Annotated in this window: 23 protein-coding genes and 2 pseudogenes; 10 read left to right on the forward strand and 15 right to left on the reverse strand. The window is 73.7% G+C overall.

Features of this window, described 5'->3' with window-relative positions:
- The first annotated feature begins 209 nt into the window (after positions 1-209).
- Together CCN44_RS07430 and CCN44_RS07435 are read left to right on the forward strand one after the other, a co-directional pair.
- Positions 210-1,184: a fibronectin type III domain-containing protein gene (locus CCN44_RS07430; RefSeq protein ID WP_086697173.1), complete on the forward strand. Its 975-nt coding sequence runs from the start codon at positions 210-212 to the stop codon at positions 1,182-1,184.
- Between the two features lie 172 nt (positions 1,185-1,356).
- A complete protein-coding gene (locus CCN44_RS07435; protein ID WP_059247499.1) occupies positions 1,357-1,905 on the forward strand; it encodes a hypothetical protein in 549 nt (182 codons plus the stop codon).
- Positions 1,906-2,014: 109 nt separating this feature from the next.
- On the opposite strand, the gene CCN44_RS07440 is transcribed toward CCN44_RS07435, so the two are convergent.
- Positions 2,015-2,572, reverse strand: coding sequence for a PadR family transcriptional regulator (locus CCN44_RS07440; protein WP_059247500.1), 558 nt, complete (start codon positions 2,570-2,572; stop codon positions 2,015-2,017).
- Positions 2,573-2,603: 31 nt separating this feature from the next.
- Positions 2,604-4,619: an NADPH-dependent 2,4-dienoyl-CoA reductase gene (locus CCN44_RS07445; protein ID WP_086697174.1), complete on the reverse strand. Its 2,016-nt coding sequence runs from the start codon at positions 4,617-4,619 to the stop codon at positions 2,604-2,606.
- 157 nt (positions 4,620-4,776) lie between these two features.
- Here CCN44_RS07445 and CCN44_RS07450 point away from each other — a divergent pair, with 157 nt between their 5' ends.
- The gene (locus CCN44_RS07450; RefSeq protein WP_086697175.1) at positions 4,777-5,187 is read left to right on the forward strand and encodes a tautomerase family protein; all 411 of its coding nucleotides are present in this window, start codon (positions 4,777-4,779) and stop codon (positions 5,185-5,187) included.
- Positions 5,188-5,277: 90 nt separating this feature from the next.
- Here the strand turns inward: CCN44_RS07450 and CCN44_RS07455 are convergent, their stop codons facing one another.
- Positions 5,278-5,652: a hypothetical protein gene (locus CCN44_RS07455; RefSeq protein ID WP_059247503.1), complete on the reverse strand. Its 375-nt coding sequence runs from the start codon at positions 5,650-5,652 to the stop codon at positions 5,278-5,280.
- 95 nt (positions 5,653-5,747) lie between these two features.
- Positions 5,748-6,629, reverse strand: a complete 882-nt coding sequence (locus CCN44_RS07460; protein ID WP_086697176.1) for a hypothetical protein — start codon at positions 6,627-6,629, stop codon at positions 5,748-5,750.
- A 339-nt stretch (positions 6,630-6,968) separates the two neighbouring features.
- Here CCN44_RS07460 and CCN44_RS07465 point away from each other — a divergent pair, with 339 nt between their 5' ends.
- Positions 6,969-9,047 (forward strand): SpoIIE family protein phosphatase, encoded by a 2,079-nt coding sequence (locus CCN44_RS07465; protein WP_086697177.1) that lies wholly within the window; start codon positions 6,969-6,971, stop codon positions 9,045-9,047.
- A 302-nt stretch (positions 9,048-9,349) separates the two neighbouring features.
- Here the strand turns inward: CCN44_RS07465 and CCN44_RS07475 are convergent, their stop codons facing one another.
- Together CCN44_RS07475 and CCN44_RS07480 are read right to left on the reverse strand one after the other, a co-directional pair.
- Positions 9,350-10,156 (reverse strand): putative protein N(5)-glutamine methyltransferase, encoded by an 807-nt coding sequence (locus CCN44_RS07475; RefSeq protein WP_086697179.1) that lies wholly within the window; start codon positions 10,154-10,156, stop codon positions 9,350-9,352.
- 245 nt (positions 10,157-10,401) lie between these two features.
- The gene (locus CCN44_RS07480) at positions 10,402-11,439 is read right to left on the reverse strand and encodes an ABC-2 transporter permease (protein ID WP_059247507.1); all 1,038 of its coding nucleotides are present in this window, start codon (positions 11,437-11,439) and stop codon (positions 10,402-10,404) included.
- Positions 11,440-11,524: 85 nt separating this feature from the next.
- Here CCN44_RS07480 and CCN44_RS07485 point away from each other — a divergent pair, with 85 nt between their 5' ends.
- A complete protein-coding gene (locus CCN44_RS07485) occupies positions 11,525-11,959 on the forward strand; it encodes a MarR family winged helix-turn-helix transcriptional regulator (protein ID WP_059247508.1) in 435 nt (144 codons plus the stop codon).
- A 79-nt stretch (positions 11,960-12,038) separates the two neighbouring features.
- On the opposite strand, the gene CCN44_RS07490 is transcribed toward CCN44_RS07485, so the two are convergent.
- Positions 12,039-12,803, reverse strand: coding sequence for a GNAT family N-acetyltransferase (locus CCN44_RS07490; protein ID WP_086697180.1), 765 nt, complete (start codon positions 12,801-12,803; stop codon positions 12,039-12,041).
- A gap of 215 nt (positions 12,804-13,018) precedes the next feature.
- On the opposite strand from CCN44_RS07490, the gene CCN44_RS07495 reads away from it, so the two are divergent.
- The 4 genes from CCN44_RS07495 (at position 13,019) to CCN44_RS07510 (ending at position 16,415) form a co-directional block, all read left to right on the forward strand.
- On the forward strand, positions 13,019-13,624 hold the full coding sequence (locus CCN44_RS07495; RefSeq protein ID WP_086697181.1) for a sulfite oxidase-like oxidoreductase: 606 nt from the start codon (positions 13,019-13,021) through the stop codon (positions 13,622-13,624).
- On the forward strand, positions 13,617-14,369 hold the full coding sequence (locus CCN44_RS07500) for a ferredoxin reductase (RefSeq protein ID WP_059247511.1): 753 nt from the start codon (positions 13,617-13,619) through the stop codon (positions 14,367-14,369). Before CCN44_RS07495 ends, CCN44_RS07500 begins: the two co-directional genes overlap by 8 nt.
- 276 nt (positions 14,370-14,645) lie before the next feature.
- Positions 14,646-15,230: an Rv1733c family protein gene (locus tag CCN44_RS07505; protein ID WP_059254760.1), complete on the forward strand. Its 585-nt coding sequence runs from the start codon at positions 14,646-14,648 to the stop codon at positions 15,228-15,230.
- Positions 15,231-15,446: 216 nt separating this feature from the next.
- Complete coding sequence (locus CCN44_RS07510; protein ID WP_086697182.1) at positions 15,447-16,415, forward strand: acetylxylan esterase; 969 nt, start codon at positions 15,447-15,449, stop codon at positions 16,413-16,415.
- A 53-nt stretch (positions 16,416-16,468) separates the two neighbouring features.
- On the opposite strand, the gene CCN44_RS44325 is transcribed toward CCN44_RS07510, so the two are convergent.
- On the reverse strand, positions 16,469-16,645 hold the full coding sequence (locus CCN44_RS44325; protein ID WP_158103078.1) for a hypothetical protein: 177 nt from the start codon (positions 16,643-16,645) through the stop codon (positions 16,469-16,471).
- A gap of 211 nt (positions 16,646-16,856) precedes the next feature.
- Between CCN44_RS44325 and CCN44_RS07515 the strand changes: the two are divergent.
- A pseudogene (locus tag CCN44_RS07515) lies at positions 16,857-17,819 on the forward strand (serine hydrolase domain-containing protein); the annotation flags it as partial.
- Positions 17,820-18,457: 638 nt separating this feature from the next.
- Here the strand turns inward: CCN44_RS07515 and CCN44_RS07525 are convergent.
- From CCN44_RS07525 to CCN44_RS07550, 7 genes and pseudogenes are all read right to left on the reverse strand, one after another.
- On the reverse strand, positions 18,458-19,210 hold the full coding sequence (locus CCN44_RS07525) for a hypothetical protein (RefSeq protein ID WP_059256353.1): 753 nt from the start codon (positions 19,208-19,210) through the stop codon (positions 18,458-18,460).
- A gap of 51 nt (positions 19,211-19,261) precedes the next feature.
- A complete protein-coding gene (locus CCN44_RS07530; protein WP_059256351.1) occupies positions 19,262-19,561 on the reverse strand; it encodes a 2Fe-2S iron-sulfur cluster-binding protein in 300 nt (99 codons plus the stop codon).
- Entirely contained in the window at positions 19,558-20,586 is a 1,029-nt protein-coding gene (locus CCN44_RS07535) for an NAD(P)/FAD-dependent oxidoreductase (RefSeq protein ID WP_059256345.1), read from the reverse strand. Before CCN44_RS07535 ends, CCN44_RS07530 begins: the two co-directional genes overlap by 4 nt.
- A gap of 19 nt (positions 20,587-20,605) precedes the next feature.
- Positions 20,606-20,794 (reverse strand): hypothetical protein, encoded by a 189-nt coding sequence (locus CCN44_RS43945; protein ID WP_143649642.1) that lies wholly within the window; start codon positions 20,792-20,794, stop codon positions 20,606-20,608.
- An 80-nt stretch (positions 20,795-20,874) separates the two neighbouring features.
- Entirely contained in the window at positions 20,875-21,909 is a 1,035-nt protein-coding gene (locus CCN44_RS07540; RefSeq protein WP_237482542.1) for a ParB/RepB/Spo0J family partition protein, read from the reverse strand.
- A gap of 161 nt (positions 21,910-22,070) precedes the next feature.
- Positions 22,071-22,508 (reverse strand): annotated as a pseudogene (locus tag CCN44_RS07545) (winged helix-turn-helix transcriptional regulator); the annotation flags it as partial.
- A gap of 676 nt (positions 22,509-23,184) precedes the next feature.
- Positions 23,185-24,415, reverse strand: a 1,231-nt coding sequence (locus CCN44_RS07550; RefSeq protein ID WP_086697183.1) for an MFS transporter, incomplete at its 5' end; no start/stop codon positions are given.

The raw sequence follows: 24,415 nt of genomic DNA on the forward strand, positions 1-24,415 counted from the left end.
CCCGCGCCGGCGCGGGATCGGCGACGACAGCGTGTCCGCGCCACAGGCGTGAACTGCCCTGCCCTCTCGGGCAGTTCAGCCGTAGGGAAGTTCAGCATACGTAACGTCCGGCGCGGGTCACCAACGCGGCCCCCTTGCTGCGGACGCACCGGCCGGGCCATATTGGTCCGGACCTTTACGTGATGCCGAGGCCGTCCGGAGGCAGAGCCGTGCGACGCGTTCCCGTTCCGCTCGCGCTGGTCTGCGGGTCGCTGCTGCTGGTGGCGTCCTGCGGCTGGAGCCGCGCCGACGACGGCGGCGAGGGCCGGGTGCCCGGCGCTCCGGCCGGGGTCACCGCCGCGGCGGGCAGCGCCACCAGCGTGCATGTGATGTGGAACGCGGCGCCGGAATCCGCCGGGGTCCGTAGCTACGAGGTCTCCCGCGGCTCCACGAAGGTGGCCGAAGTGCCGGGCTCGCAGCACATGGTGGACGTCACCAGGCTCAGGCCGTCGACCATGTATGTCTTCACCGTGCGGGCCCGGGGCGCCGCCGGCCGGCTGAGCCCGCCGAGCCGTGCGGTGCGGGCTCGGACGCCGGCCGCGACGGCGGCGGACCGCTCGGCACCGACCCGGCCGACGTCGGCCGGCGGGCGGGCCGTGAGCAGCCGCGCGGTCCAGCTGACCTGGGGCGCGTCCCGGGACGACCGGGGTGTGGCGTCGTACGACGTGTACCAGGGCGATGTGAAGATCCACAGTGTCGGCGGGAACCAGACCGCGGCCGTCGTCACCGGGCTGCGTCCCGGCAGCCGCTACGTCTTCACGGTCCGGGCCCGGGACGCGGCCGACAACCTCTCCCCCGCCGGCGCGCCGGTCCGCCTCACCACCCCGGGCAGCGACGACGGCCGGAACACCGCGCCCACCGGGTTCACCGCCGCCACCCACCGCTCCGGCAAGGCGTACTACCTCGACCTCGCCTGGGACCCGCCGCGCACGGACGGCGTGATCACCGAGTACCAGATCCAGCTGGACGGCGCCGCCGCCTCGTCCCTGGTGTGGGGCGGCACGCCCCCGCGCGGCCGGGCCCGCCACAGCTTCTACGTGGGCACCGCCGCCGGGGAGGAACACCGGGTACGGCTGCGGGCGCGGCTGCCGGACGGCACCTGGGGCGGCTGGTCGGCGCGGCGGTCGGTGACCACGGGCAGCTGACCGGCGCGCCGGGTCCTGGTACGCCGGTCGGAGGAGCGCGTCACCTGATCGGGTCCGCCCCGCATGCGCGGGAACCCGGGGCCGCGTTGGCTGCGGTTGAGGCAGCACGGACGTTTCCGACCCTCGGCGGCGCATCCGACGTACCGCCAACCGTGCCGCCGGAGGCCAGCCCATGCACAACTCGCGACTTCTGCTCCGATCCGGCCTGACCCTGGCGGCTGCCGCCGCGCTCCCGGCCGCGCTCGCCGGGCCGTCCGCCGCGGTCTCGGGCATCTCGGTCAGTACCACCGGCTCCACGGTCTCGGTGGTCACCAGCGCGTGCACCCAGATCAACGGCAGCTGGGGCACCGCCGCCCTGCTCACCAGCCGGCAGGCGAGCTTCGCCCAGGGCCGGCAGGTGGCGCTGTCCGGCACCTCCGTCAGCCAGTCCGCGGCCTGGTCGTCGGTGAGCCCGGGGACGTACACCGTGGTGGTGGTCTGCTCCAGCGGCAGCACCGCGGGCAGCCAGTCGGTGATCGTCTCCGCGCCCGCGAGCCCCGCGAGGCCCACGATCTCCTCGACGTCCAGCCCCGCTCCGTCCCGCGGCGTGATGGGCGGTCTCGGCGGCGCGGCCCGCGACTACGGCCCGCTGACCCTGGGCGTCGGCGCCGCCCTGGTCGGCGCCGGGGTCGTCGCCACCGGCTGGGTCCTGCGCCGCCGCTCCAAGCCGTACCGGCTCTGAGGCGGACCGACTCCGAGGCGGACCGACTCCGAGGCGAACCGGATCCGAGGCGGACCGGATCCGGGGCGGACCGCATCCGGGGCGGACCGGCTGCGACCGGCGCCGGGCCTCAGCTCCGGTCCCGCCCCTCCCCCGGCAGGCCGGCGAACTCCGCCAGGGCGTGCGTGAGCCACTGGGTCCAGAAGGTCTCCAGGTCGATGCCCGCCCGCAGGACCAGGTGGCGCAGCCGGTCCTCGGGGGCGTCCCGGTCCGGCGGGAAGTCACGCTTCTCGATCTCCTGGTACTCGGCCAGCTGCCGCCGGTGCAGCTCCAGATGGCGGCGCAGATCGGCCTCCAGGCCCGCGGTGCCGACCACGGCCGCCGCGCGCAGCCGCAGCAGGAGCGGGTCCCGCAGGGTCTTGGGGTCCTGCGGGGCGGCGGTCCAGCGGGCCAGCTCGGCGCGGCCCGCGGGCAGGACCTCGTAGCTCTTCTTCTGCCCGCGGGCCGGCTGGGCGGCCGGCAGGGTGCGGATGAAGCCCTCGGCCTCCAGTTTGCCCAGCTCGCGATAGATCTGCTGGTGCGTCGCGGACCAGAAGTAGCCGATCGACTTGTCGAACCGGCGGGTCAGCTCCAGCCCCGACGACGGCTTTTCCAGCAGGGCGGTGAGGATCGCGTGCGGGAGTGACATGGGCTCATCCTAGGGATGCGCGGCCCGGCCCCTACAGCGCCGCCGCCAGCTCGGTGCCCTGCTTGATGGCACGCTTGGCGTCCAGTTCGGCGGCCACGTCCGCGCCGCCGATCAGGTGCGCGCTGACCCCGGCGGCGACCAGCTCGTCGTACAGGTCGCGGCGCGGCTCCTGGCCGGTGCAGAGCACCACGGTGTCGACCTCCAGGACGGTGCTCTCCTCGCCGACGGTGATGTGCAGGCCGGCGTCGTCGATCCGGTCGTAGCGCACGCCCGGCACCATGGTCACGCCCCGGTGCTTCAGCTCGGTGCGGTGGATCCAGCCGGTGGTCTTGCCGAGTCCGGCGCCGACCTTGGTGGTCTTGCGCTGGAGCAGGTGGACCTGGCGGGGCGGCGCGGGGCGCTGCGGGGCGGCGAGCCCGCCCGGCTCCCGGTAGGTCATGTCGACGCCCCAGTGGCGGAAGTACGTCTCCGGGTCCTCGTGCGCCTTGTCGCCGCCGTCGGTGAGGAACTCGGCGACGTCGAAGCCGATGCCGCCGGCGCCGAGGACGGCGACGCGGTCGCCGACGGGGGCGCCGCCCTGCAGCACGTCGAGGTAGCCGAGGACGCGGGGGTGGTCGACGCCGGGGATGTCCGGGGTGCGCGGGGTGACGCCGGTGGCGACGACGACCTCGTCGTAGTCCGCCACGGTCTCGGGGGTGACCCAGGTGTCCAGGCGTACGTCGACGCCGTGGGCGTCGAGCTGGTGGCGGAAGTAGCGCAGCGTCTCGTCGAACTCCTGCTTGCCGGGCACCTTGCGGGCGACGTTGAGCTGGCCGCCGATCTCGCTCGCCGCGTCGAACAGGGTGACGGCGTGGCCGCGTTCGGCGGCGGAGACCGCGCAGGCGAGGCCGGCCGGACCGGCGCCGACGACGGCGACGCGCTTCGTGAGCCGGGTCGGCGAGAGCACCAGCTCGGTCTCGTGGCAGGCGCGCGGGTTGACCAGGCAGGAGGTGATCCGGCCGCTGAAGGTGTGGTCGAGGCAGGCCTGGTTGCAGCCGATGCAGGTGTTGATGGCCTCGGGGGTGCCTGCGGCGGCCTTGGCGACGAAGTCGGGGTCGGCGAGCATCGGGCGGGCCACGGAGACCATGTCCGCGTAGCCGCCGGCCAGCAACTCCTCGGCCAGCTCCGGGGTGTTGATGCGGTTGGTGGTCACCAGGGGCACCGAGACCTCGCCCATGAGCTTCTTGGTGACCCAGGTGTAGGCGCCGCGCGGCACGGAGGTGGCGATGGTGGGGATGCGGGCCTCGTGCCAGCCGATGCCGGTGTTGATGATCGTGGCCCCGGCGGCCTCGACGGCCTTGCCGAGGGTGATCACCTCGTCCAGCGAGGAGCCGCCCGGGACCAGGTCCAGCATGGACAGCCGGTAGATGACGATGAAGTCCTCGCCGACGGCCTCCCGGACCCGCCGGACGATCTCGACGGGGAACCGCATCCGGTTCTCGTACGAGCCGCCCCAGCGGTCCGTGCGCCGGTTGGTCTGCGCGGCGATGAACTCGTTGATCAGGTAGCCCTCGGAGCCCATGATCTCCACGCCGTCGTAGCCGGCCTGCCGGGCCAGCCGGGCGGCGCGGGCGTAGTCCTCGATGGTGCGCTCGATGTCGGCGTCGGTCAGCTCGCGGGGCACGAAGGGGCTGATCGGCGCCTGGAGCGGGCTGGGCGCGACCAGGTCCCGATGGTAGGCGTACCGGCCGAAGTGCAGGAGCTGGAGGGCGATCCGGCCGCCCTCGCGGTGCACGGCCTCGGTGACGGTGCGATGCTGCTCGGCCTCCGCCTCGGTGGTGAGCTTGGCCCCGCCCTCGTACGGCCGGCCCTCCTCGTTGGGCGCGATGCCGCCGGTGACGATGAGTCCGACTCCCCCGCGGGCGCGGGCCGCGTAGAACGCCGCCATCCGCTCGAAGCCGCGCTCGGCCTCCTCCAGACCGACATGCATCGAGCCCATGAGCACGCGGTTGGGCAGCGTGGTGAAGCCCAGGTCGAGCGGGGTCAGCAGGTGCGGGTAACGGCTCATCGGGGCCCTCCGTGCGCGGTGTCGTCGCCTCTTGTTGTAGAGGAAGCCCGGAGCTTTATGCAACTAGTTGCACAACCAGCCGGCGGTGACACCGGCCACTCTGTACCTACTAGTATGTACATTCCCTGGTCACGTCACCCCGGAAGGACGCTGTCCCATGCCCTTCGTCCGCATCGACACGCTCGGCACCGACCCCGCCCGCCTGGCCGCGCTCGGCCAGGCCGTCCAGGACGCCCTGGAGGAGACGCTGGGCGTGCCGCCCGGGGACCGCTTCCAGGTGCTGACCGGCCACGACGGCGTCACCGGCACCGTGCGCCACGGCGACTACCCGGGCGTCCGGAGGGACGACTCGGCCGTCTTCATCGCGATCACCCTGCGCGCCGGGCGCGACGCGGACCGCAAGCGCGCGATGTACCGCCGGATCGCCGAGCTGGTGCACGAGCGCACCGGCACCGAGCCGCGCAACGTCTTCGTCACCCTGACCGAGAACGGCGACGCCGACTGGTCCTTCGGGCACGGCCTGGCGCAGTACGCCCCGGCCGGCGAGGGGCCGGCCGGGGCGCTCTAGCCGAAGATCCGGCCGCTGCCTCGGCTGCGGCGGCTCGGCGATCCGGCGATGCGGAGGTTCCGCGACGTGGGGACCTGCCGATGCGGGAACTCAGCGGCTCTCCAGGCGCAGGTGCAGATCCCGCTCCTGGTCACCGGAGGCCGTGCAGGTCTCCTGCACGTGGAACATCGAGTCCAGGGTGTGGCGGAACCGCTCCACCGCCCAGTAGCTGCCCTGCACGTCCGCCTGGACGGGCGAGCCGAGGCGGACCGGCGGGCAGCCCCCGCCGCGGGCGTCCGCGACGTCGTATGTGCCGAGCCACACCATCGGACGAGTCTCGTGGAGCTGCTGTGGTACTTCTTCGGGAGCCCGGTCGGAGGCGAAGCAGGCGCTGAGCGCCTCGAAGACGAGCCGGGCGTCGTCCTTGGAATATCCGCTGATCTCCACCGAGACGGTTTCCGGATGCGACCGCTCCGTGTCTGCCATTGATCGCTCCTTTCGTGGCCGTGCTGCGGTGGAACGGGGTACCCCGCCGAACCGCGTCCATCCTCAGCAAAGCACCACCGGCCGCCGGGCACACCTCAGCCGCGGGAGAACTTGTACGTCTTGCTGTCGGTCAGCACGCAGAAGCCGGGCGAGATCACGATCACGCGCAAGGTGCCGGTGCGGCGGTCGTAGTCGATGCCTTCCGCCTCGAAGGCGCCCGAGCAGGAGCTGCGCAGCGGCAGCTGGCGCAGCGCGGTGACGTGGCCGGTGACGTCGGCCGTGCCGTTCGGCGCGGCCGACAGGTCGATCTGGAGCAGCGGCTTGGTGATCCCGAAGAGGCTGCCCTCCGGGTCGTCGGAGGAGCACAGCAGGGTGGTGGGGCCGGAGAAGTCGCAGCCCTGGACGTCGCGTACGGCGTGGTCCAGGCGGACGGTCGCGACCTGCGGGAGGTTCGCCGAGGGCGAGGTGGACGGGTTGACGCCCGGGGTCGGGAGGACGAGCAGCCGGGTCATCGTCCCCCACTCGCCGGACAGCATCCACTGGCCGTCGGGCGAGACGGCGACCCAGGAGTTGTTCAGCGCCTCGCCCGCGCCGAGCGTGTGGACGTACTCCGACCAGGCGCCGCCGGGCGCCCGCACGCGGAACATCTTGGAGTTGCCGGAGTCCCGCTGGTAGGGCTCGATGGAGTAGCCGTTGTACGAGGCGTCGGGGTCACCGACGTGGTTCCAGCCGCGGCTGGACAGGCCGAGGGGAATGGTGCCGATGCCGGTGTAGTGGTTGGGGCTGCCTGCGGGCACCTCCACCGAGGTCAGGCCCTGGCTCTCGGTCAACGGGTCGGCGCGGTCGGAGCCGGTCTCCGTCCAGATGTCGGCCGCGCCGGCGGGCGTGGGCGCGGCGAGGGACACGACGGCGGCGGTGGCGAGGGTGACGAGTCCGGCGAGAACTGGGTGACAACGTTGCCGGGCGGACGCGGGCATGACCGACTCCTCACGACGGGGGTAAGAACACAGGGTGACCGGACGGGGCCACTCCGTCGGCGGACAGTCTGGCGTGGTGCGGTGGTCATGTACAGGCCAATCGAGCAACATGAGCGTGAACTCTCACGGCCCGCCGGACCGCGCTGTACGGTCTCGGCAGAAGGCCCCGCACCGCGTGCGGCACCCGCCCGGCGGCTTCGGCGGACGGCCTCCGCCGTGTTGAGAGATGGTGGAGGTAGTCGGCGAAGGCGTCGGAGAGTCGGGTGTGAGCGCGGTAGAACAAGGGGAGTCGGCACGGGGGACGACGTGCCGTGCGGACGGGCGAAGGCGGTGCGTGGCATGAGTGCAGCCGAGGCTCCGGCGGCGGAGAACGGCGAGCCGGCGCGCGCGCCGGTGCCCCCGGGCGGTCTCCTGGACATCCTGGGCGTGGCGTCGGTGGTGCTGGACACCGACGGCCGCATCGTGCTGTGGAGCCCGCAGGCCGAGGAGCTGTTCGGCTACGCCGCGCCGGAGGCCCTCGGCCAGTACGCCGCCCGGCTGATGGTGCACGAACGGCAGATGGGCCTGGTCGGCAAGCTCTTCGCGGATGTGATGCGCACCGGGCGGAGCTGGGCCGGCGGCTTCCCGGTCCGGCACAAGGACGGCACCACCCGTCTGGTGGAGTTCCGCACCATGCGGCTGCTGGACGACCGCGGGGACGTGTACGCGCTCGGGCTGGCCGCCGACCAGTCGACGGTACGGCGGCTGGAGCAGGACGTGGCGCTGTCCGAGCGGATGGTGAAGCAGTCACCGATCGGGTACGCCGTCCTCGACTCCGAGCTGCGGTTCGTCTCGGTCAACCCGGCCCTGGAGCGGATCAACGGGCTGCCGGCCGCCGAGCACGTGGGCCGCACGCTGCGCGAGGTGCTGCCGCGGGTGGACGCCGGCGAGCTGGAGGCCGCCGCCCGGCAGGTGCTGGAGACGGGCACCCCGCTGATCGGCGCGACGCTCGTCGGCCGTACGGCGGCCGACCCGGACGAGGACCACACCTGGTCGCACTCGCTGTACCGGCTGGAGGACACCATGGGCAACGTGCTCGGGGTGGCGGTCTCGATGGTCGACATCACCGAGCAGCACCGGGCGTCCGTGGAGGCGGAGGCCGCGCGGCGCCGGCTCGCGGTCATCGCGGACGCCTCCGCGCGGATCGGTACGACGCTCGAACTGGAACGCACCGCCTGCGAGTTGGCCGAGGTCGCCGTGCCGGAGCTGGCGGACGTCGCCGCCGTGGACCTGCTGGACGCGGTGGTCGAGGGCCGGCAGAGCACGCTGGGCCCCGCGGAGCCGGCGGTGATCCGGGCCCTCGCGGTGCGTCCGGCCGAGGGCACGGACGCCGTACGGGCCGCCGACCCGCCGGGCCAGATCGCCCGGTACGCGCCCGACCGCCTGGTCACCGAGTGCGTGCGCACCGGTGAGGCGGTGCTGGTGCCGCACGTCAAGGACGAGGACCTGCCGCACATCGCCCGTTCCGCCGAGGCGGCCGTCCTGCTCGGCCGGGCGGGCCTGCACTCGTATCTCGCGGTGCCGCTGATCGCGCGCGGCGAGGTGCTGGGCGCGCTCGACCTCAAACGCACCCGCAATCCGGCGCCGTTCGACGAGGACGACCTCCTGCTGGCGCGGGAGCTGGCCGCCCGGGCGGCCGTGCAGATCGACAACGCGCGCTGGTACCAGAACGCCCGCAACACCGCCCTCACCCTGCAGCGCAGCCTGCTGCCCAGTCATCCGCCGGTGACCACCGGCCTGGAGGTGGCCTCCCGCTACCAGCCGGCGGGCGCCACCAGCGAGGTCGGCGGGGACTGGTTCGACGTCATCCCGCTGGAGGGTGGCAAGACCGCGCTCGTCGTCGGTGACGTGATGGGCAGCGGTCTCAGCGCCGCCGCCACGATGGGCCGGCTGCGCACCGCGACGACCACCTTGGCCGCCCTCGACCTGGACCCGGCCCGGCTGCTGGAGCACCTGGACAAGACGACCTCGGCGCTGGACCACTCCATCGCCACCTGCGTGTACGCGGTCCACGACCCGCATCTGCGCCAGTGCCGGATCGCCAACGCCGGCCATCTGCCGCCGGCCCGGGTCCGGCCCGGCCGCCCGGCGGAGCTGCTGGACCTGCCCACCGGGGTGCCGCTGGGGGTGGGCGGGGTCGGCTTCTCCACCGTGACGTTCGACTTCGAGCCGGGTGACGAGCTGGTGTTCTACACCGACGGGCTGGTGGAGACCCGCCGGCACTCGCTGGACGAGCGCCTGGCCGCCATGCTGTCCCTGCTCGACGACCCGGCGCGCCCGCTGGAGGAGGCCTGCGACCTGCTCCTGCGCACGCTGCACCACCCGGACAACCACGACGACGTGGCCCTGCTCATCGCCCGGGCCCAGCAGCTGCCGTAGCGGCGCATGCGGCGTCAGCGGCTCGTCACGGTCTCCCGCCCCAGCCACGACGGCTTCTCGGGGTGGCGCACGCGAAGCTGCCGCTGACCGGGCCGTCGCCCGTGCGCAGCGCCACGCCCGGGCCGATCACCCCGCCGGCCGGCACGGACGGCGCGGGCAGGCGCGATCGGCGCGGTCCGACCGTTGACCCGGGGGAACTGGCGTCCCGCGGCGGGGAGTACGGCGCCCGCACGGGCGCCGGGGCCTGAGGGGTGCCGTCCGCGACCGGCACCCGGACCCACCCGGACCCGGCGGGCCGACGCCTACCGGCCGGTCGGGAGCGGCTGGGGCAGTACGCCGATCACCACATGCGCGTACAGGTCGTCGTCCACCGCCAGACGGGCCGTCAGGCCCGCGTCGCGGAAGATCTGTACGGCGGCCGGTGCCTGGCGTTCGCCGGTCTCGGTCAGCAGACAGCCGCCGGGGGCGAGCCACGCGGACGCCCCGGCGGCCACCCGGCGCAGCACGTCGAGGCCGTCGGGGCCGCCGTCCAGTGCGACCAGCGGCTCGTGGTCGCGGGCCTCCGGCGGCAGCAGGGCCACTTCGGCGGTGGGCACGTAGGGCACGTTGGCCGTCAGGATGCCCACCCGGCCGCGCAGGCCGGCGGGCAGCGCGTCGTACAGGTCGCCCTCGTGGGTCCGGCCGTAGCAGGCGGCGAGATTGCGGCGGGCGCAGCGTACGGCGGCCGGGTCGATGTCGGCGGCGTGCACCTCGGCGTCGTCCAGGGCCGCGGCGAGGGCCGCGCCGAGCGCGCCGGAACCGCAGCACAGGTCGACGACCACGGTCGCGTCCGGTGCGGCGGCCAGCGCCTGGTCGACCAGGAACTCGGTACGGCGGCGGGGCACGAACACCCCTGGTTCCACGGTGACGCGCAGTCCGTGGAACTCGGCCCAGCCGAGGACCTGTTCGAGCGGCAGCCCGGCGGTACGCCGGTCCACCATGCCGGCCGCCTCCTGAGGGGTTCGGGCGGTGGCGAGGATCAACTCGGCCTCGTCCTCGGCGAAGACGCACCCTGCGGCGCGCAACGCGGAGACGACGGCGGAGGGGGAGAGCGATGTGGGAGTGGCCATGGAAGCCTGAGCCTTTCGGGAGCGCGAACCTTCAGGGCGCTCCCGCGGTCACCGCTGCCGGTGTACCGCGCCGTCACGAGGAGAGAGCACCCCAGCCGACACAGCGGTAATGGGTCTCACCTCCTCGCCCTCGGGGCCACGGGTGTCCGCGGCCGGACGGCCACCTTACCCCAGTGGCCCGTGAGGGTCTTCGGGTTTTGCCGGGGGCGCGGCCGTGCCGGGGCGCGGGCGTTCCTCGACGCGCGTCAGACGCCGACCGTCTCCTCGACCTCTTCCTCGGCCTCGTCGTCGGCCTCCTGCGCGGCCTCCGCCTGCACGGCCGTCCGCCGGGCGCGGCGCTCGTACCCGGCCGCGACCGCGGTCAGCAGAAGGCCGGCCAGCAGCCAGAGGACGAGGGTCCACACCGAGCGGCCGAGGCCGTCGTCACCGAAGTAGAGCAGGCTGCGGACGCCCTCCACGAAGCCGGCGCCGTTCCAGAAGGCGTGCAGGGAGCCGAAGAACGCGTTCTGCAGTTCGGGCCGGAACAGCCCGCCGGAGCTGGTGAAGTTCAGCATCACGAACAGCACCATCATGGCCAGCGTGGTCCACCGCTTCAGGAACGTGTGCAGGCCGACGCCGATGAAGAGGATGCCCGCCGAGTACAGCCAGGCCATGCCCCAGACGCCCGCGAGATCGTGGTGGGCGAGGTGGAACACCGGCCCGGCGAGCAGCGCGCCGATGCCGCTGACCACGGCGGAGACGCCCAGCGCGAGCAGGGCGCGGACCCGCAGGGCGAGGGCACCGCCGGCGGCGCCGAGGGCGGCGACCGAGGCGTACGAGCCGATACTGACCGCGATCAGCAGGAAGAACAGGCCCTGTCCGGTGGGGTCGTCGGCGACGGGCTCGGCGACGTCGGTGACCTTCAGCGGCACGCCCTCCTCGGCGGCGACCGGCGAGAAGACCTTCTCCACCGCCGTGGCGCCCATGTCGGACGCGGCGCTCGCCACCAGCAGCTCGGGGGCCTTGGCGCTCGGCACATAGGCGCCGGTCACCTCACGCGATGTGAGCAGCTCGACGGCGTCGGCGCGGGTGGCCACCGTACGGACGTCGAGCTTGTCCCCCGCGGTGTCCTTCACCGTCTGGGCGAAGGCCTTCGTCTGCGGGCCGGTGCCGACGACGGCGACCGGCAGGTGATGCGGCTCGGGCGTGACGAACGCCCCCATGTACGCGAGCCCCATGCCGACGCACATCAGCAGCGGGGTGATCAGGTGCGTGAGCACATGGCGCAGTGCCGGTGACCTCATCGCGCGCGGCCCTCCAAAGGTTGGCTTATACAACTTTCAGTTCAAGTTGTACTATACAACTACAACCGCCGGAGGAGGTATTCCCGTGAGCGCAGCGGAGTCGGCCGTCGAGACGATCCAGCGCGAGATGACCATCTTCGCCCGCCGGGCCCGTGCCTCGGCGGGCCGCATGCACCCCGAACTGTCCCTGGTGTCGTACACCCTGCTCGGCCACCTGGAGGAGCGCGGCGGCTGCCGGGCGACGGACCTGGCGGCGCACTACGCCCTGGACAAGTCCACGGTGAGCCGCCAGGTGGCGGCGCTGGAGCGGGCCGGGCTGATCGAGCGCCGGCTGGACCCGGAGGACCACCGGGTCCAGGTGCTGCATCTGACGGAGGCCGGCCAGGAGATCCTGGCCCAGGTCACCCGCAGCCGCCGGGCCGCCTTCCGGGAGCGGCTCGCGGGCTGGCCGGAGGAGGACCTGGTGCGGTTCGCGGCCTACCTGGAGCGCTACAACGCGGGTCCGGCCGGCGCCGACTGACGGCCCGGCCGGACCGCGAGGGGCGCGGACTGCGCGCGCCGGTCCGGACGGCGAGCCCCGGCCAGGACAGCCCGCCGGGTCAGGGCACGGCCACCGCCGTGACGCGGTCGTCCGTCAGCCGCCGGGGTGCCCGGGCCGCGAGGAAGGCCGTACGGCGGCGCAGCCGGAAGCCGAGCGCCTCGTACAGCCGGATCGCGGTGGTGTTCGAGGCGCTGGTGTGCAGGAACGGCGTCTCGCCGCGCTCCCGGATGCCGTGCGCGACCGCGCGGATCAGCCGGGTGGCCAGGCCCTCGCCGCGGAAGGCGGGATCGGTGCAGACCGCGCTGATCTCGGTCCAGCCCGGCGGGTGCAGCCGCTCCCCCGCCATGGCGATCAGCGCGCCGTCCCGGCGGATGCCCAGGTAGGTGCCGAGTTCCACGGTCCGCGGCAGGAACGGTCCCGGCCGGGTGCGCGCCACCAGATCGAGCATCTCGAGCACGTCCGCCGGACCGAGCCGGACCGCCTCCGGCTCCGGTGCGGCGGCCAGGCCGTCGTCCACCAGCTGCACCCCCTCGATCCGCTCGGTGACCTCCCAGCCCGCCGGCACCTCGCCGCGGAAGCCGGGCAGCGGGATCTCGGCGCCGGGCCCGGCCAGCGCGGCGAGGTCCGCCCAGTCCCGCGCGTCCGGATCGTCGGGCAGCGCCAGCCACGGCGAGACGTCGACCGGGTAGCGCAGCACCCGGCCGCGCCGCTCGGCGAAGCGGGCGTGCGGGCCGGTCAGGGAGGCGAGCGCCGGGTTGTCGAGGACGTGCGGGGTGCGGGCGGCGGTCCGGCCGGGGTCTCGCGGGCTGCTCACGACGGTCATCCGGCCACCTCGGTCACGGACGTGAAGACGTACGCCTGGGGCATCCTCGTTCCTCGCTTCCCTCGTGCTGTCACCGGCGCCGGCGCGGCCGGCACCGATCGGCAAGGAGCGCCGCCGGGCCGGTATTCCCGGCCCGGCGCAGAGTTCACACGGCCGCAACGACGGGGGCGCGGACCAGGGTCGGAGCACCCGGGGCGACAGCGTACGGTTGAACCATGAACGTCACGCGAGGCTTCACGGGCCGTCCGCGCGTCCACAACCCGGGGCTGCCGCCCGGGCAGTACGACGCGCGCGACGACTGGCCCGTCCTGTCCGCCGAGGTCACCCCGGACCTCGCACCCGCCGACTGGTCCTTCCGCGTCGACGGCCTGGTCGAGCGCCCGCACACCTGGGACTGGGACGCCGCCCACGCGCTGCCGGCGTCGGCGTACGAGGGCGACATCCACTGTGTGACCGGCTGGTCGAAGTTCGGCGTGCGGTTCGGCGGCGTCTCCTTGGACGCCTTCCTCAATGTGGTGCGGCCACGTGAGTCCGCCACACATGCCCTCGCCTACTCCCACACCGGTTACACCACGAACCTGCCGCTCGCCGACCTCACCGGCGGGCGGGCGTGGATCGTCTGGGAGTACGACGGCGCACCCCTGCCGCCCGAGCACGGCGGCCCGGCGCGGCTGGTGGTCCCCCACCTGTACTTCTGGAAGAGCGCCAAGTGGATCGCGGGCGTCACGCTCCTGGACCACGACGAGCCGGGCTTCTGGGAGCGCAACGGCTACCACGCGCGCGGCAACCCGTGGGAGGAGCAGCGGTACTCCGGTGACTGAGACGACGACTCCCGTGACGCGGTTCGCGGTGCCCGGGCGGATCGCCGTGAGCGAGCAGGCGGCGGTGTGGCAGACCGCCACCCTGACGGAGATCCGGCGCGAGACGCCGCGCGCGGCCACGTTCCGGCTGGCGGTGCCGGGCTGGGCGGGTCACCTGCCGGGCCAGCACCTGATGCTGCGGCTGACCGCCCCCGACGGCTATGTGGCGCAGCGCCACTACTCGATCGCGTCCGCGCCGGACGACTCCGGCCACATCGAGCTGACCCTGGACCAGGTGCCGGACGGCGAGGTCTCCGGCTGGTTCCACACCGTGGCCCGGCCCGGTGACACGGTCGAGGTGCGCGGGCCGCTCAGCGGCTTCTTCGCCTGGCCGGGCGACCGGCCCGCGCTGCTGCTCGGGGCCGGCTCCGGCGTCGTACCGCTGATGTCGATGGTGCGGCACCACCGGGCGCGCGGCCTGACCGTCCCGCTGCGGATGCTGGTGTCGGCGCGCAGCCCCGAGGAGCTGATCTACGCGGCCGAGCTGGGCGCCGAGACGACGCCGGTGTTCACCCGCAGCGCTCCGCCCGGGGTGGCGGTCGGACGTATGACGGCCGCACATGTGGCGCCCATCCTGGCCGAGCAGCCCGCCACTGGGTGGGAGGCCTATGTGTGCGGGTCCAACGGGTTCGCCGAACACGCTTCCCGCCTGCTGGTCGCGGCCGGCCAGCCGGTGGAGCGGATCCGGATCGAGCGGTTCGGCTGACGCCGAGCGGCAGGCCTGGCATCGTGCGGTACGGCTGACGCTGAGGGATGCGGTGGGGCATCCCGGTCGCGTGGCGGGGCACGGCGCGCGATCGTGGGGCGCATGGCACGGGCCGTGCGCCACATGGGCTGGAACTCGCGGTTCACGGCATGCGCGGGGTGCGCCGTACGGGGTACGAGACGGGTGTGGACGCTCGTGTTCGTGAGCGGTGGGGGCGGTGGACCGGCGACCCGGCTCCTCCCGCTCTCCGGCTCCGGCGGTGGCGAGGAGGTGGACATGCGAACCCGGGTGCGTGGCTGGCGCTGGCGGCGCAATCCGCTGCGGCGCCGGTCGGACGTCGTGGAGGCGTGGACGGTGCTGGTGGTCGCCGTCCTGCTGTTCGTGGTCGCGCCCCTGGTCGGGGTGGCCGCGGGCCTGCACGCGCACGACGAGGCCCGGGCGCTCGCCGCGAAGCAGCGGGCCGAACGCCACCAGGTGCGGGCCGTGGTGATCGGCGACGCGCCCGAGCGGGCGTCCGAGGTGCAGAGCGACCGCCGGCACCCCTACCGCGCCCAGGTGCGCTGGAGCGAGCCGGGCAAGGGAGTGCGGACGGCGTGGGCCCGGGTGCCGGCGGGGACGCGCGCCGGGGAGCCGGTGTCGGTGTGGTTCGACTCCCGGGGCCGCAACGTCGCCCCGCCGCCGGACGACGTGGCGGTCTGGCAGCACGCGGTCACCATGGGCCTGTGCGCGGCGGGCGGCACGGCGGCCGTGGTGTTCCTCGGTCACGCGGTCGAGCGCCGGATCGCCCTGCGCCACCGGCTGGCCGAGTGGGAGCGGGAGTGGAACCGGACGGGGCCGCGCTGGACCCAGCCGCGCGCGTGACGCGCGGGTGACCCGACCACTGGGAGCATGACGACTTCCCCCGTACGCCGCCCTCCCCTCACTGGAGCAAGCGCTTACTCACTTCTGGACCAGCACCGGAACACCCTCCGCCGCGGGTGGCCGAACGAGACCCCGCCCCCGCAGAACCCTGGCGAGTCATCCGATCACCCACGTACGGTGGGACGACTCAGTCACCCTTCGCGAAGGCGGTTGTTGATGGCCCTGTTCGACCTGCCCCTCGACGAACTCCGCGCGTACCGCAGCGAGTCCCCGGAGCCGGAGGACTTCGACGCCTTCTGGGACAAGACCCTCCAGCAGGCCCGTGAGCACGACCTGGACGCGCGCTTCGAGCCGGTGGAGACCGGACTGTCCACCATCGAGGTGTACGACGTGACGTTCGCCGGGTTCGGCGGCCACCCCGTCAAGGGCTGGCTGCGCCTGCCGGCCGGGGCCACGGAACCGCTGCCGCTGGTCGTGGAGTTCATCGGGTACGGCGGCGGGCGCGGCCTGCCGCACGAGAACCTGCTGTGGGCGTCGACGGGCCGGGCGCACTTCGCGATGGACACCCGCGGGCAGGGCAGCGCCTGGGGCGGCGGAGGCGGCACCCCGGACCCGGTCGGCGCGGCGCCCGCGTACCCCGGGTTCATGACGCGCGGCATCGACGCACCCGAGAACTACTACTACCGCCGGGTGTTCACGGACGCCGTGCGCGCGGTCGAGGCGGCCCGTTCCCATCCGCTGGCGGACGCGGCGCGGACCGTGGCGACCGGCGGCAGCCAGGGCGGCGGCATCGCCCTGGCCGTCGGCGGGCTGGTGCCCGACCTGGCGGCGGTCGCCCCGGACGTGCCGTTCCTGTGCGACTTCCCGCGCGCCGCGACCCTGACGGACCGTCACCCGTACCGCGAGATCGCGCTGTTCCTCAAGACGCACCGCGGGCGCTCGGCGGACGCGCTGCGCACGCTGTCCTACTTCGACGGGGTGCACTTCGCGGCCCGGGGCCGGGCGCCGGCCCTGTTCTCGGCGGCTCTGGAGGACCAGACCTGCCCGCCGTCGACCGTGTTCGCGGCGTTCAACGCGTGGGCGCACGAGGACAAGGCGATCGAGGTGTACGACTTCAACGATCACGAGGGCGGCGGCCCGTTCCAGGAGGCGGCGAAGATGCGCTGGCTGCGGTCGTACGCCTGACCGCACAGGCCGCCGACCAGGCCGGCGCCGGCCGAGCGGGCGGCCGAGCCGCCTCACCCGCCCGCCGCGTGCCACACCACGGCGACCGCCCAGATCGGGTACCAGAGGATCCTCTCCGGCAGGAGCAGGGCGGCGGTGCACCACAGCAGGGGCAGGGCGGCGAGCAGCAGGCAGCACCCGCCGCCGCTCCGGCCCCCGGCGGCCGGGCGCGGTGTCGGGTTCTCGGGCACGAGGAGACGGTAGGCATCCGTCGGCGGCGCGCGCCTGAGTACCCGTACTCAGGCGCCGTCCCGCGAGGCGGCGGCGTGTGCGGCGGGCTCCCGCGGGGCCCCGCGGCCGGTCGCGGTGCCGCCCCTTTCCTCCGGTCCGACCAGTCGGTACGTTCGGAGCGCCCGGACCGCAGTGCCGCGGCCCGGGTTTCCCCGCGACGACGGAGGCCGCATGCCCGCACAGGAGACACCGCAGACACCGCAGGCGACCGCACCGATCCACGGTCACTGCGAGCCGCGCTTCGCCGCGGTACGGGAGGCGTTCGAGGAGAACTTCCGCGCACGGGGCGAACTCGGCGCCGCGGTGGCGGTCACCGTGGCCGGCGAGACGGTGGTGGACCTCTGGGGCGGCTGGGCGGACGCGGCACGCACCCGGCCGTGGCAGCGGGACACCCTGGTGAACGTGTGGTCGACCACCAAGGGGCCGGTGGCCCTGTGCGCGCACATCCTCGCCGACCGGGGGCTGCTCGACCTCGACGCGCCGGTGGCCGCGTACTGGCCGGAGTTCGCCGCCGCGGGCAAGGAGAAGGTGCTCGTGCGCCACCTGCTGTCGCACCGCGCGGGCCTGTCCGGGCTGCGGGAACCGCACACCCTGGAGGACCTGTACGACTGGGAGCTGACCACCGGGCGGCTCGCGGCCATGGCGCCCTGGTGGGAGCCGGGCACCCGGTCCGGGTACCACCCGCTGACGTACGGCTTCCTGGTGGGCGAGGTCGTACGCCGGATCTCGGGGCTGCGGCCGGGGGCCTTCCTGGAGCGGGAGGTGACCGGGCCGCTCGGGATCGACTTCACCGTCGGCCTGCCGGCCCGGGAGGCCGGCCGGGCGGCCGAACTGGTGCCCGCTCCGGCCGCACCGGCCGGTGAACAGGCAGGTTCCTTCGGCCGGTTGGCACCGGCCGCGGTGGCCGCCCTGACCAATCCCGCCGTCGGGGCGGCGGAGGCGAACAGCCCCGGCTGGCGGGCGGCGGAGATCCCGGCGGCCAACGGCCACGGCACCGCGCGGGCGGTCGCGGCGCTGTACGGCGTCTTCGCCGGGCGCGGCGCGCACGGCGGCCGGCGCATCCTGTCGCCGGAGGCGGCGGAGCGGGTGCGCGAGGGGCAGGGCAGCTGCCTGGATCTGGTGCTCGGCGCGGGCCTCGGCGGCGATGCGTTCCAGGTCTTCCCAGGTGGTGCCGGGGGTGAGGGGGAAGGTGCCGAAGGAGGCGATGCCGCTGACCGGCTTGACGAAGTAGCGGCCGCCCTCGCGGCGGCGTGCGGCGAGCGTCTGGGGGGTGAGCACCGTCGCCCGGGCCCGGCTGAGGCCGGCGTCGGCCAGGCGGTTGCGCAGCGTCAGCTTGTCGCGCAGCTGCAGGACCTGCTTGTCGTCCAGGTCCGGTACCCCCAGACGGGCGTTGGCCAGTGCCATCAGGTGCCGGTAGCCCTCCCAGACGGTGAGGCAGCACTGCACCGACGCGCCCGCGGCCTGGAGACGGTCGAGGTGGTCCTCGACGTCGTGTGGGGTCAGCACGTGCCCGGCGCTCACCCGGACGTCGTCGGCGAGGTCCGCCAGCGCCTGGGGCCTTGTGCCCTGGTGCGCCGGTTCCGGCAGTGAGCTGAGCACGTAGGTCTTCAGCCCCCGCGCGGTGACCGCGGCGACGAGGTCCTCCATGAAGGAGAATCCGACATGGCTGAGCAGCAGCACTCCCCTGGTGTTTTCCATGCTCAATTCCGGCCTCCTCACCGGCGGGCGGGGGCGCGGCGCGGTGTGCGCCGCGCCCCCGCCGGGGACAGGGATCAGGCCGGCTGCTTCTCGGCCCCGGCGATGGTGTCCAGGTAGAGCTCCTCGAAGTACTGCGCGAGGATCCGCTGGTGTTCGCGCAGGTAGCGCTTGAACGCGGCGATGTCGTCCTCGCTGCGCAGCAGGTGGCGGACGGCCGCCCACACCTCACCGGGGTGGTCGTCGTTGATGTCGGTGTGGGAGTGGTTGATCTGGCCGCCGATGTTGCTCTCGCCGACCGACTCCTTCAGCGCCTGGAGCTTCTTGGGCTCCAGCTTCACGTTCACGTACTCCACGAGGTAGGAGTACGCCACCACGCCGAGGGGGCCCTCGTGGTCCAGGAGGTAGGAGAAGTAGCCGCTGAGCAGCTTGGTCGACAGGTAGGGCTCGGTGTCCAGGAACTGCTCGCGGGAGACGCCGACCTTCTCCAGGTCGGCGATGAACAGCTCGTCGTGGAGCATCTCCTCCTGTTCGTAGTTGGCCCACACCTGCGCCGCCTCCGGGCTGCGCTTGGCGATCTCCACCAGGGCCTTGGCCTCGGCCACCCGCAGCAGCCGGATGCGCCAGGCGGTCTCGATCAGGTGCCGCTTGTAGTACGCGGAGTCGACGTTCTTGCCCTCCAGGTGGGCGGCCTCGGGGACGTTGGCGTACCACTCCAGGACCTGCTGGTCGAGCTGCTTGTCGATCTCGGCGCGCAGCGCGGCCGAGGCGGTCGCGGTGAGGAACGGGGTGCGGTCCCCGTAGCCGGCGTTGGTCACGCGGTTGGGCATGAGGTCACCTTTCTGGTGGACGCTCGGACGTTGGGTGCGAGCGGGTCGTGTTCAGATGTCGTCGGCGACGCGGACGGTCGCGTCGCCCCGCAGCCGGCACTGGCAGGCCAGGCGGTGGGAGCCGCCGGTGCGGCCGAGGTCTTCGAGGAAGTCGAGTTCGTCGGGGTCGGGTTCGCCGAGATGGCCGGAGCCTTCCAGCACCTCGATGACGCACGCGCCGCACGATCCGGAGCGGCAGCCGAAGGGGATGAGCCGCTCGGGGGTTTCGTACTCGACTTCGGTGAGGGGGGATCCCGCGGGCAGCAGGATCTCGGTCCCCGTCGGGAGAACGGTCAGTTTCTTCAGGGTCATGACAGCAGGGCGGTGTCGCGGTCGGTGGAGTGCTCCGGGATCAGGCGGGAGCCGGGGCGTACGTCGACCGCCGCGTGGTTCACCGCGGTCGCCGCCTCGCCGAAACCGACCGAGATGAGCGGGACGCGACCGTCGTAGGCGCAGATGTCACCGACCGCGTAAACCCGCGGGAGATTCGTCCGCATCGCCCTGTCGACCGTGATCCGGCGGTTTTCCACCTCAAGCCCCCACTCGGCGATCGGACCGAGACTGGTGATGAATCCAAGGGCCGCGACAAGGGATTGCGCGGGCAGTGTCAATTCTTTTCCGCCGGTCTGGACGCGTATTTCTTCCAGATGTTTTCCGCCCGTGCAGGCCGTCACCTGGGCATCGGTCAGCACCCGGACGCCGGCCGCGTACATCTGCTTGACGCTGTGCTCGTGGGCGCGGAAGGCGGAGCGGCGGTGGACGACGGTGACGGACCGGGCGACCGGCGCGAGGGCCAGGGCCCAGTCGACCGCGCTGTCGCCGCCGCCCACGATCACCACGTCGCGGCCCTCGTGCTCGGCCGGGCGCGGCACGTGGTGCGCCACGCCGCGCCCCTGGTAGGGGTGCAGGCAGGGCAGCGTGCGCGGCACCGAACGGCCGAGGCCGGCCGCGATCACGACGGCCCTGGCACGCACCCGCCCGCCGTCCTCCAGCCCGAGCAGCCAGCCCGCCTCCCCGTCGGGGGTCAGCGAGGCCGCCGTCCGGCCGAGCAGGTAGTGCGGGTCGAACGGCGCGGCCTGGGCGACCAGGGCGTCGACCAGGTCCCGGCCGCGCACGGCCGGATGGCCGGCGACGTCGTAGATCCTCTTTTCCGGGTACAGGGCCGCGATCTGGCCGCCCGGCTCGGCCAGCGCGTCGACGACCACGCTGGAAAGGCCCCGGAATCCCGCGCAGTAGGCGGCGTACAGGCCGGCCGGGCCCGCTCCGACGACGGCGACGTCCGCGGTGGTCTGCGCGCCGGGCACGGTCGTCTCCACTCGATCCCCCGCTTGATTCATCGGTGAACTCCAGGGTCTTTTAGCCTTCTCGGGCGAACGGCTCGGCCGCCTCGATACCGCGGCCGGCCATCCGGTCGACGACCGGGGATTTCCTGTCCGTGCCGGCCGGTGTTTTCGCTGCCGGTAGAAAAGTACTGCGGCAAAGCCCGTGTCCGGTCAAGGGGAACTTACCGCCGAGCACGATTTCATCATTCAGCGGTCTGATCATGCCGTCAAGAAATGGGGCCGGAATTCCGGCGTCCCGTATATACGGCGGGGGGAAATCCTTCCCCGGGTCTTCGGTGTGCTCTAGGGCTCGGCCGTCTCCGCGGCGGCCCGGTCCAGGGAGCTGGCGAACCGCTGCCATTCCTGGGCGTAGGAGTTGGCCAGGTCCGCGACCGCGACGGCGCAGTGCGGCGGCACCGCGGCCATCAGCTGCCGTCCCGCCTCCAGGTCGGGGGCGCGTTCGTTCAGCCAGCGCAGCAGGGCGCGTCCGGACTCGGTGAACCGCAGGGAGGGGTCTTTGGCCAGGGTCTCGATGCGCTGCGGCCGGCCGCACTCGGCCTGCCGGGGGCCGGGCGGCGCCCCGGGGCCGGCCGCCCGGCCCCCGTCCCGGACGCCGTCCCGGGTGCTTTCGCGGGTCCCGTCCCGGGTGCTCTCGCGGGCTCTGCGGGCGGCGCTCGGGCGGGGCGGCGCGGCATCCTGCCCGCCGCGCCGCATCCGCTGCCGGATCTCGCACGCGGTGCTGACCGACACCCCCGCGCTCGCGGCGATCTCGCGGAGCGTGGCGCCGGGGTGCTCGGCGAGGAAGGCGCGTGCCGCCTTGCGGCGTTCGGCCGCGTCGAGCGGGCGGGAGCGGCCGTCCGCGCCGACCCGGGCCTGCGACTGAGGAAGTTCCTCACTCGAAGCGCGCCGGACGGCGCCGACGGTCTTGGGCGACAGCCGGGTGATCCGCGCCACCGCGCGGTCCGACAGGTCCGGGTGCGAGGCCAGGATCCGCCGGGCCGCGGCCTTCCTGTCCTTCAGGGTCAGGGGCAGGCCGTGGGCGACGTTGGCCGCCACCGAGTGGATGAAGACCTCACTGGCCGGCCCGTCCAGGTAGCGGACCGGGATCACCTTCTCCCCCCGCAGCCTGGCCGCCTGGAGGCGGTGCATCCCGTCGACCACGCGCCGGGTCTCCCGGTGCACCAGGATCGGCTCGATGGCACCCTGCGCGAGAACCTCGACGTGCTCCGGGCTCATCCCGCCCAGCCGGGGCGAGTCCGCGTCCACCAGGGAGTCGACCGGCACCAGGTGGACGCCGGAACACTCGCCCGGCGGCGTCATGGCCTGGAGATCGCGCACGGTCGTCGTTAATCGGTCCGTCAGGCGCGTGGGCGCCGGGGCGTGAGCGAGGTGTGAAGGCACCGAGGGTCCGCTTTCTATCGGTTCTTCCGCACGTGGGGGGCTGCTGTCGCGTTGTCTGCACGTGGGGGGCTGCTATCGGGTCGTGTGCACGTGAGCTGCTAGCGGGTCTTCTGCACGCGGGTGTTGCGGGAGTCGAGGAGGGTGCCGTCGGCTGCGGCCGGCGCGACCTCGGGCACGGGGGTGCCGTGCCGGTCGACCAGGGTGGAGTGGGTCTCGCCGGGGGCGAAGGCGTGGCGTTCCCCCCACTGCCGCAGGGTGAGGATGACCGGGAAGAGGTCGCGGCCGGCGTCGGTGAGCACGTACTCCTGGCGGCGGCCCGAGGGCGCGGTGCGCCGCGCGAGGAACCCGTGCGCGGTGAGCTTGCGCAGGCGGTCGGTGAGAATGTTGCGGGCGATCCCCGTACGCCGCTGGAACTCCGTGAACGACCGCGCCCCGTCCATCGCGTCACGGACGACGAGGAGACTCCACCGGTCCCCGACCAGGTCGAGCGTGCGGGCGACGGGGCAGTCGGGGTCCGTCCAGTCAGGCTCCGGAGCAGGCGCCGGCTCCTGGGCGTGCTCCGGTTCCGGAGCAGGCGCCGGTCCCTGGACATGCTCCGGTCCCTGGGCGTGCTCGGGTTCCGGGGCGTGCTCGGGTTCCGGGGCGTGCTCGGGTTCCTGGGCACGCATGGTGGTGCGCGACATGACACCTCCCGATGGGTTGCGGATTGAAACCATCATGCCGTATGGGCAAAATGATTGCGATCCGCTACCAAGGGGTGGAGTCCGCGGCCGGTGCCGGTGGACACGGACACCCGGCCGCAGCGGCCGGGCGGCAACACGCCGGTCCGGCCGGTCTCGCCGGTAGCGCCGCGGACGGCGCGAAGGCCCCGCCCGTCACCGGCGGGGCAGGGCGTGCGGGCCGGCGCCGTACCGGCGTGGCGGCCGGTGTCCGGAGCAGGGCCCCGGGGCCCGGCCGGCGGTCTTCCGGGCGGTGGTCGTCGGTGCACGCTCGTGGCGCCGGCTCGTGCAGCAGTGTCATCGGGACTGTCCCTCCCACACGACGTGACCGCCGTCCCGGCGTGGTGTGCGGGACGGCCTTGCCGCCGGCGACGGGGGCGCACCGACGGCAAGGCCGAGCAAAGCATAAATAGCGCTATTTATGTGTGGGAGGGCGTCAGGCGCGACGCGACTTGGCCAAGTCCGGCGGCGCGCCGCCCGGCCCGGGGCCCGGTCACAGGACCTGCCCGGCCTGGTCGGCCGGACGCGTCTCCTCCCGCACCGGGCGGGTGTCCGCCTGTCCGGTGCGGGCGCCGGTGCCGCCGGCGGGCAGGCGCCGGTCGACCGCCCAGACGGCCAGCGCGCAGGCGGCGAATCCGGCCCCGAGGAGGCTGGAGCCCGCCCAGCCGTGGGCGGTGAAGACGGCGGTGGTCGCGGCCGCGCCCAGGGCGGAGCCGAGCGAGTAGAAGACCATGTAGCTGCCGATGACGCTGCTGAGGCGGTCCGGGTAGGCGGAGGTGAGCAGGTGCTGGTTGCTCACGTGCACGGCCTGGACCGCGAAGTCGAGCAGCACGATCCCGACGGCGAGGAGCCACAGCGACCGCGGCAGCTGCCCGATCACGGCCCAGGAGCCGATCAGCAGGGCGAGGGCGAGTCCGGTGACGGGGACGGCCCGTCCGGCGTCGGCCCACCGTCCCGCGCGGGCCGCGCCGAGCGCGCCGGCGAGCCCGGCGATGCCGAACAGCCCGATCTGGCTCTCGCTCAGCTGCCACGGCTCGTCGGCCAGCGGCAGGGACACTCCGCTCCACAGCGTCCCGAACGACGCGAACAGGAAGAACGCGATGAGCCCGCGCGTCAGGAAGACGCGCCGCCCGAACAGCCCGCCGATCGAGGCGAGGGCCTGCCGGTAGGCCGCGGGCCGCTGGGGGCGCTCCTCCGGGGGCAGTACGGCCAGGACGAGAGCCGCCAGGGCGATCGACAGGACCGCGAGGACGGCGTAGATGCTGCGCCAGCCCCACACCTCGGCGAGCGTGCCGGTGGCGACCCGCGCGCCCAGGATGCCGACCACGACGCCCGAGGTCACGACGCCGATGTTGCGCCCGCGTTCGGCCGGCGGCGAGACCGAGGCGGCGTAGGCCACCGTGGTCTGCACCACGACCGCGAACAGCCCGGCCGCCGCGAGCCCCGTGAACGCCGCCCACGCGGCCGACGCGGAGGCCGTCAGGATCATGCCCGCCCCCGTGACCGCCAGGTGTACGGCGATGAGCCGGCGTCTGTCGACCACGTCGCCGAGCGGCACCAGCAGCACCAGCCCGGCCAGGTAGCCGAACTGGCCGGTCGCGACGATCCATCCTGTGAACTCGGCCGACAGACCGAGATCGTGCCCCATCGGCTCCAGCACCGGTTGCGCGGCATAGATGCTCGCCACCGCGACACCGCACACCACCGCGAGCAGCAGCCGCCGC

This window comes from Streptomyces tricolor (genome assembly GCF_002155905.1).
GTDB lineage: Bacteria > Actinomycetota > Actinomycetes > Streptomycetales > Streptomycetaceae > Streptomyces > Streptomyces tricolor.

Excerpts from the sequence above, each read along its gene's own strand:
- CCN44_RS07490 (WP_086697180.1), bottom strand. The coding sequence starts at position 12,803 with ATGACCGTCGTGAGCAGCCCGCGAGACCCCGGCCGGACCGCCGCCCGC.
- CCN44_RS07525 (WP_059256353.1), bottom strand. The coding sequence starts at position 19,210 with ATGCCCAACCGCGTGACCAACGCCGGCTACGGGGACCGCACCCCGTTC.
- CCN44_RS43945 (WP_143649642.1), bottom strand. The coding sequence starts at position 20,794 with ATGATCAGACCGCTGAATGATGAAATCGTGCTCGGCGGTAAGTTCCCC.
- CCN44_RS07460 (WP_086697176.1), bottom strand. The coding sequence starts at position 6,629 with ATGCCCGCGTCCGCCCGGCAACGTTGTCACCCAGTTCTCGCCGGACTC.
- CCN44_RS07505 (WP_059254760.1), top strand. The coding sequence starts at position 14,646 with ATGCGAACCCGGGTGCGTGGCTGGCGCTGGCGGCGCAATCCGCTGCGG.
- CCN44_RS07450 (WP_086697175.1), top strand. The coding sequence starts at position 4,777 with ATGCCCTTCGTCCGCATCGACACGCTCGGCACCGACCCCGCCCGCCTG.
- CCN44_RS07510 (WP_086697182.1), top strand. The coding sequence starts at position 15,447 with ATGGCCCTGTTCGACCTGCCCCTCGACGAACTCCGCGCGTACCGCAGC.
- CCN44_RS07455 (WP_059247503.1), bottom strand. The coding sequence starts at position 5,652 with ATGGCAGACACGGAGCGGTCGCATCCGGAAACCGTCTCGGTGGAGATC.
- CCN44_RS07440 (WP_059247500.1), bottom strand. The coding sequence starts at position 2,572 with ATGTCACTCCCGCACGCGATCCTCACCGCCCTGCTGGAAAAGCCGTCG.
- CCN44_RS07535 (WP_059256345.1), bottom strand. The coding sequence starts at position 20,586 with ATGAATCAAGCGGGGGATCGAGTGGAGACGACCGTGCCCGGCGCGCAG.
- CCN44_RS07465 (WP_086697177.1), top strand. The coding sequence starts at position 6,969 with ATGAGTGCAGCCGAGGCTCCGGCGGCGGAGAACGGCGAGCCGGCGCGC.
- CCN44_RS07480 (WP_059247507.1), bottom strand. The coding sequence starts at position 11,439 with ATGAGGTCACCGGCACTGCGCCATGTGCTCACGCACCTGATCACCCCG.
- CCN44_RS07530 (WP_059256351.1), bottom strand. The coding sequence starts at position 19,561 with ATGACCCTGAAGAAACTGACCGTTCTCCCGACGGGGACCGAGATCCTG.
- CCN44_RS07435 (WP_059247499.1), top strand. The coding sequence starts at position 1,357 with ATGCACAACTCGCGACTTCTGCTCCGATCCGGCCTGACCCTGGCGGCT.
- CCN44_RS07475 (WP_086697179.1), bottom strand. The coding sequence starts at position 10,156 with ATGGCCACTCCCACATCGCTCTCCCCCTCCGCCGTCGTCTCCGCGTTG.
- CCN44_RS07495 (WP_086697181.1), top strand. The coding sequence starts at position 13,019 with ATGAACGTCACGCGAGGCTTCACGGGCCGTCCGCGCGTCCACAACCCG.
- CCN44_RS07445 (WP_086697174.1), bottom strand. The coding sequence starts at position 4,619 with ATGAGCCGTTACCCGCACCTGCTGACCCCGCTCGACCTGGGCTTCACC.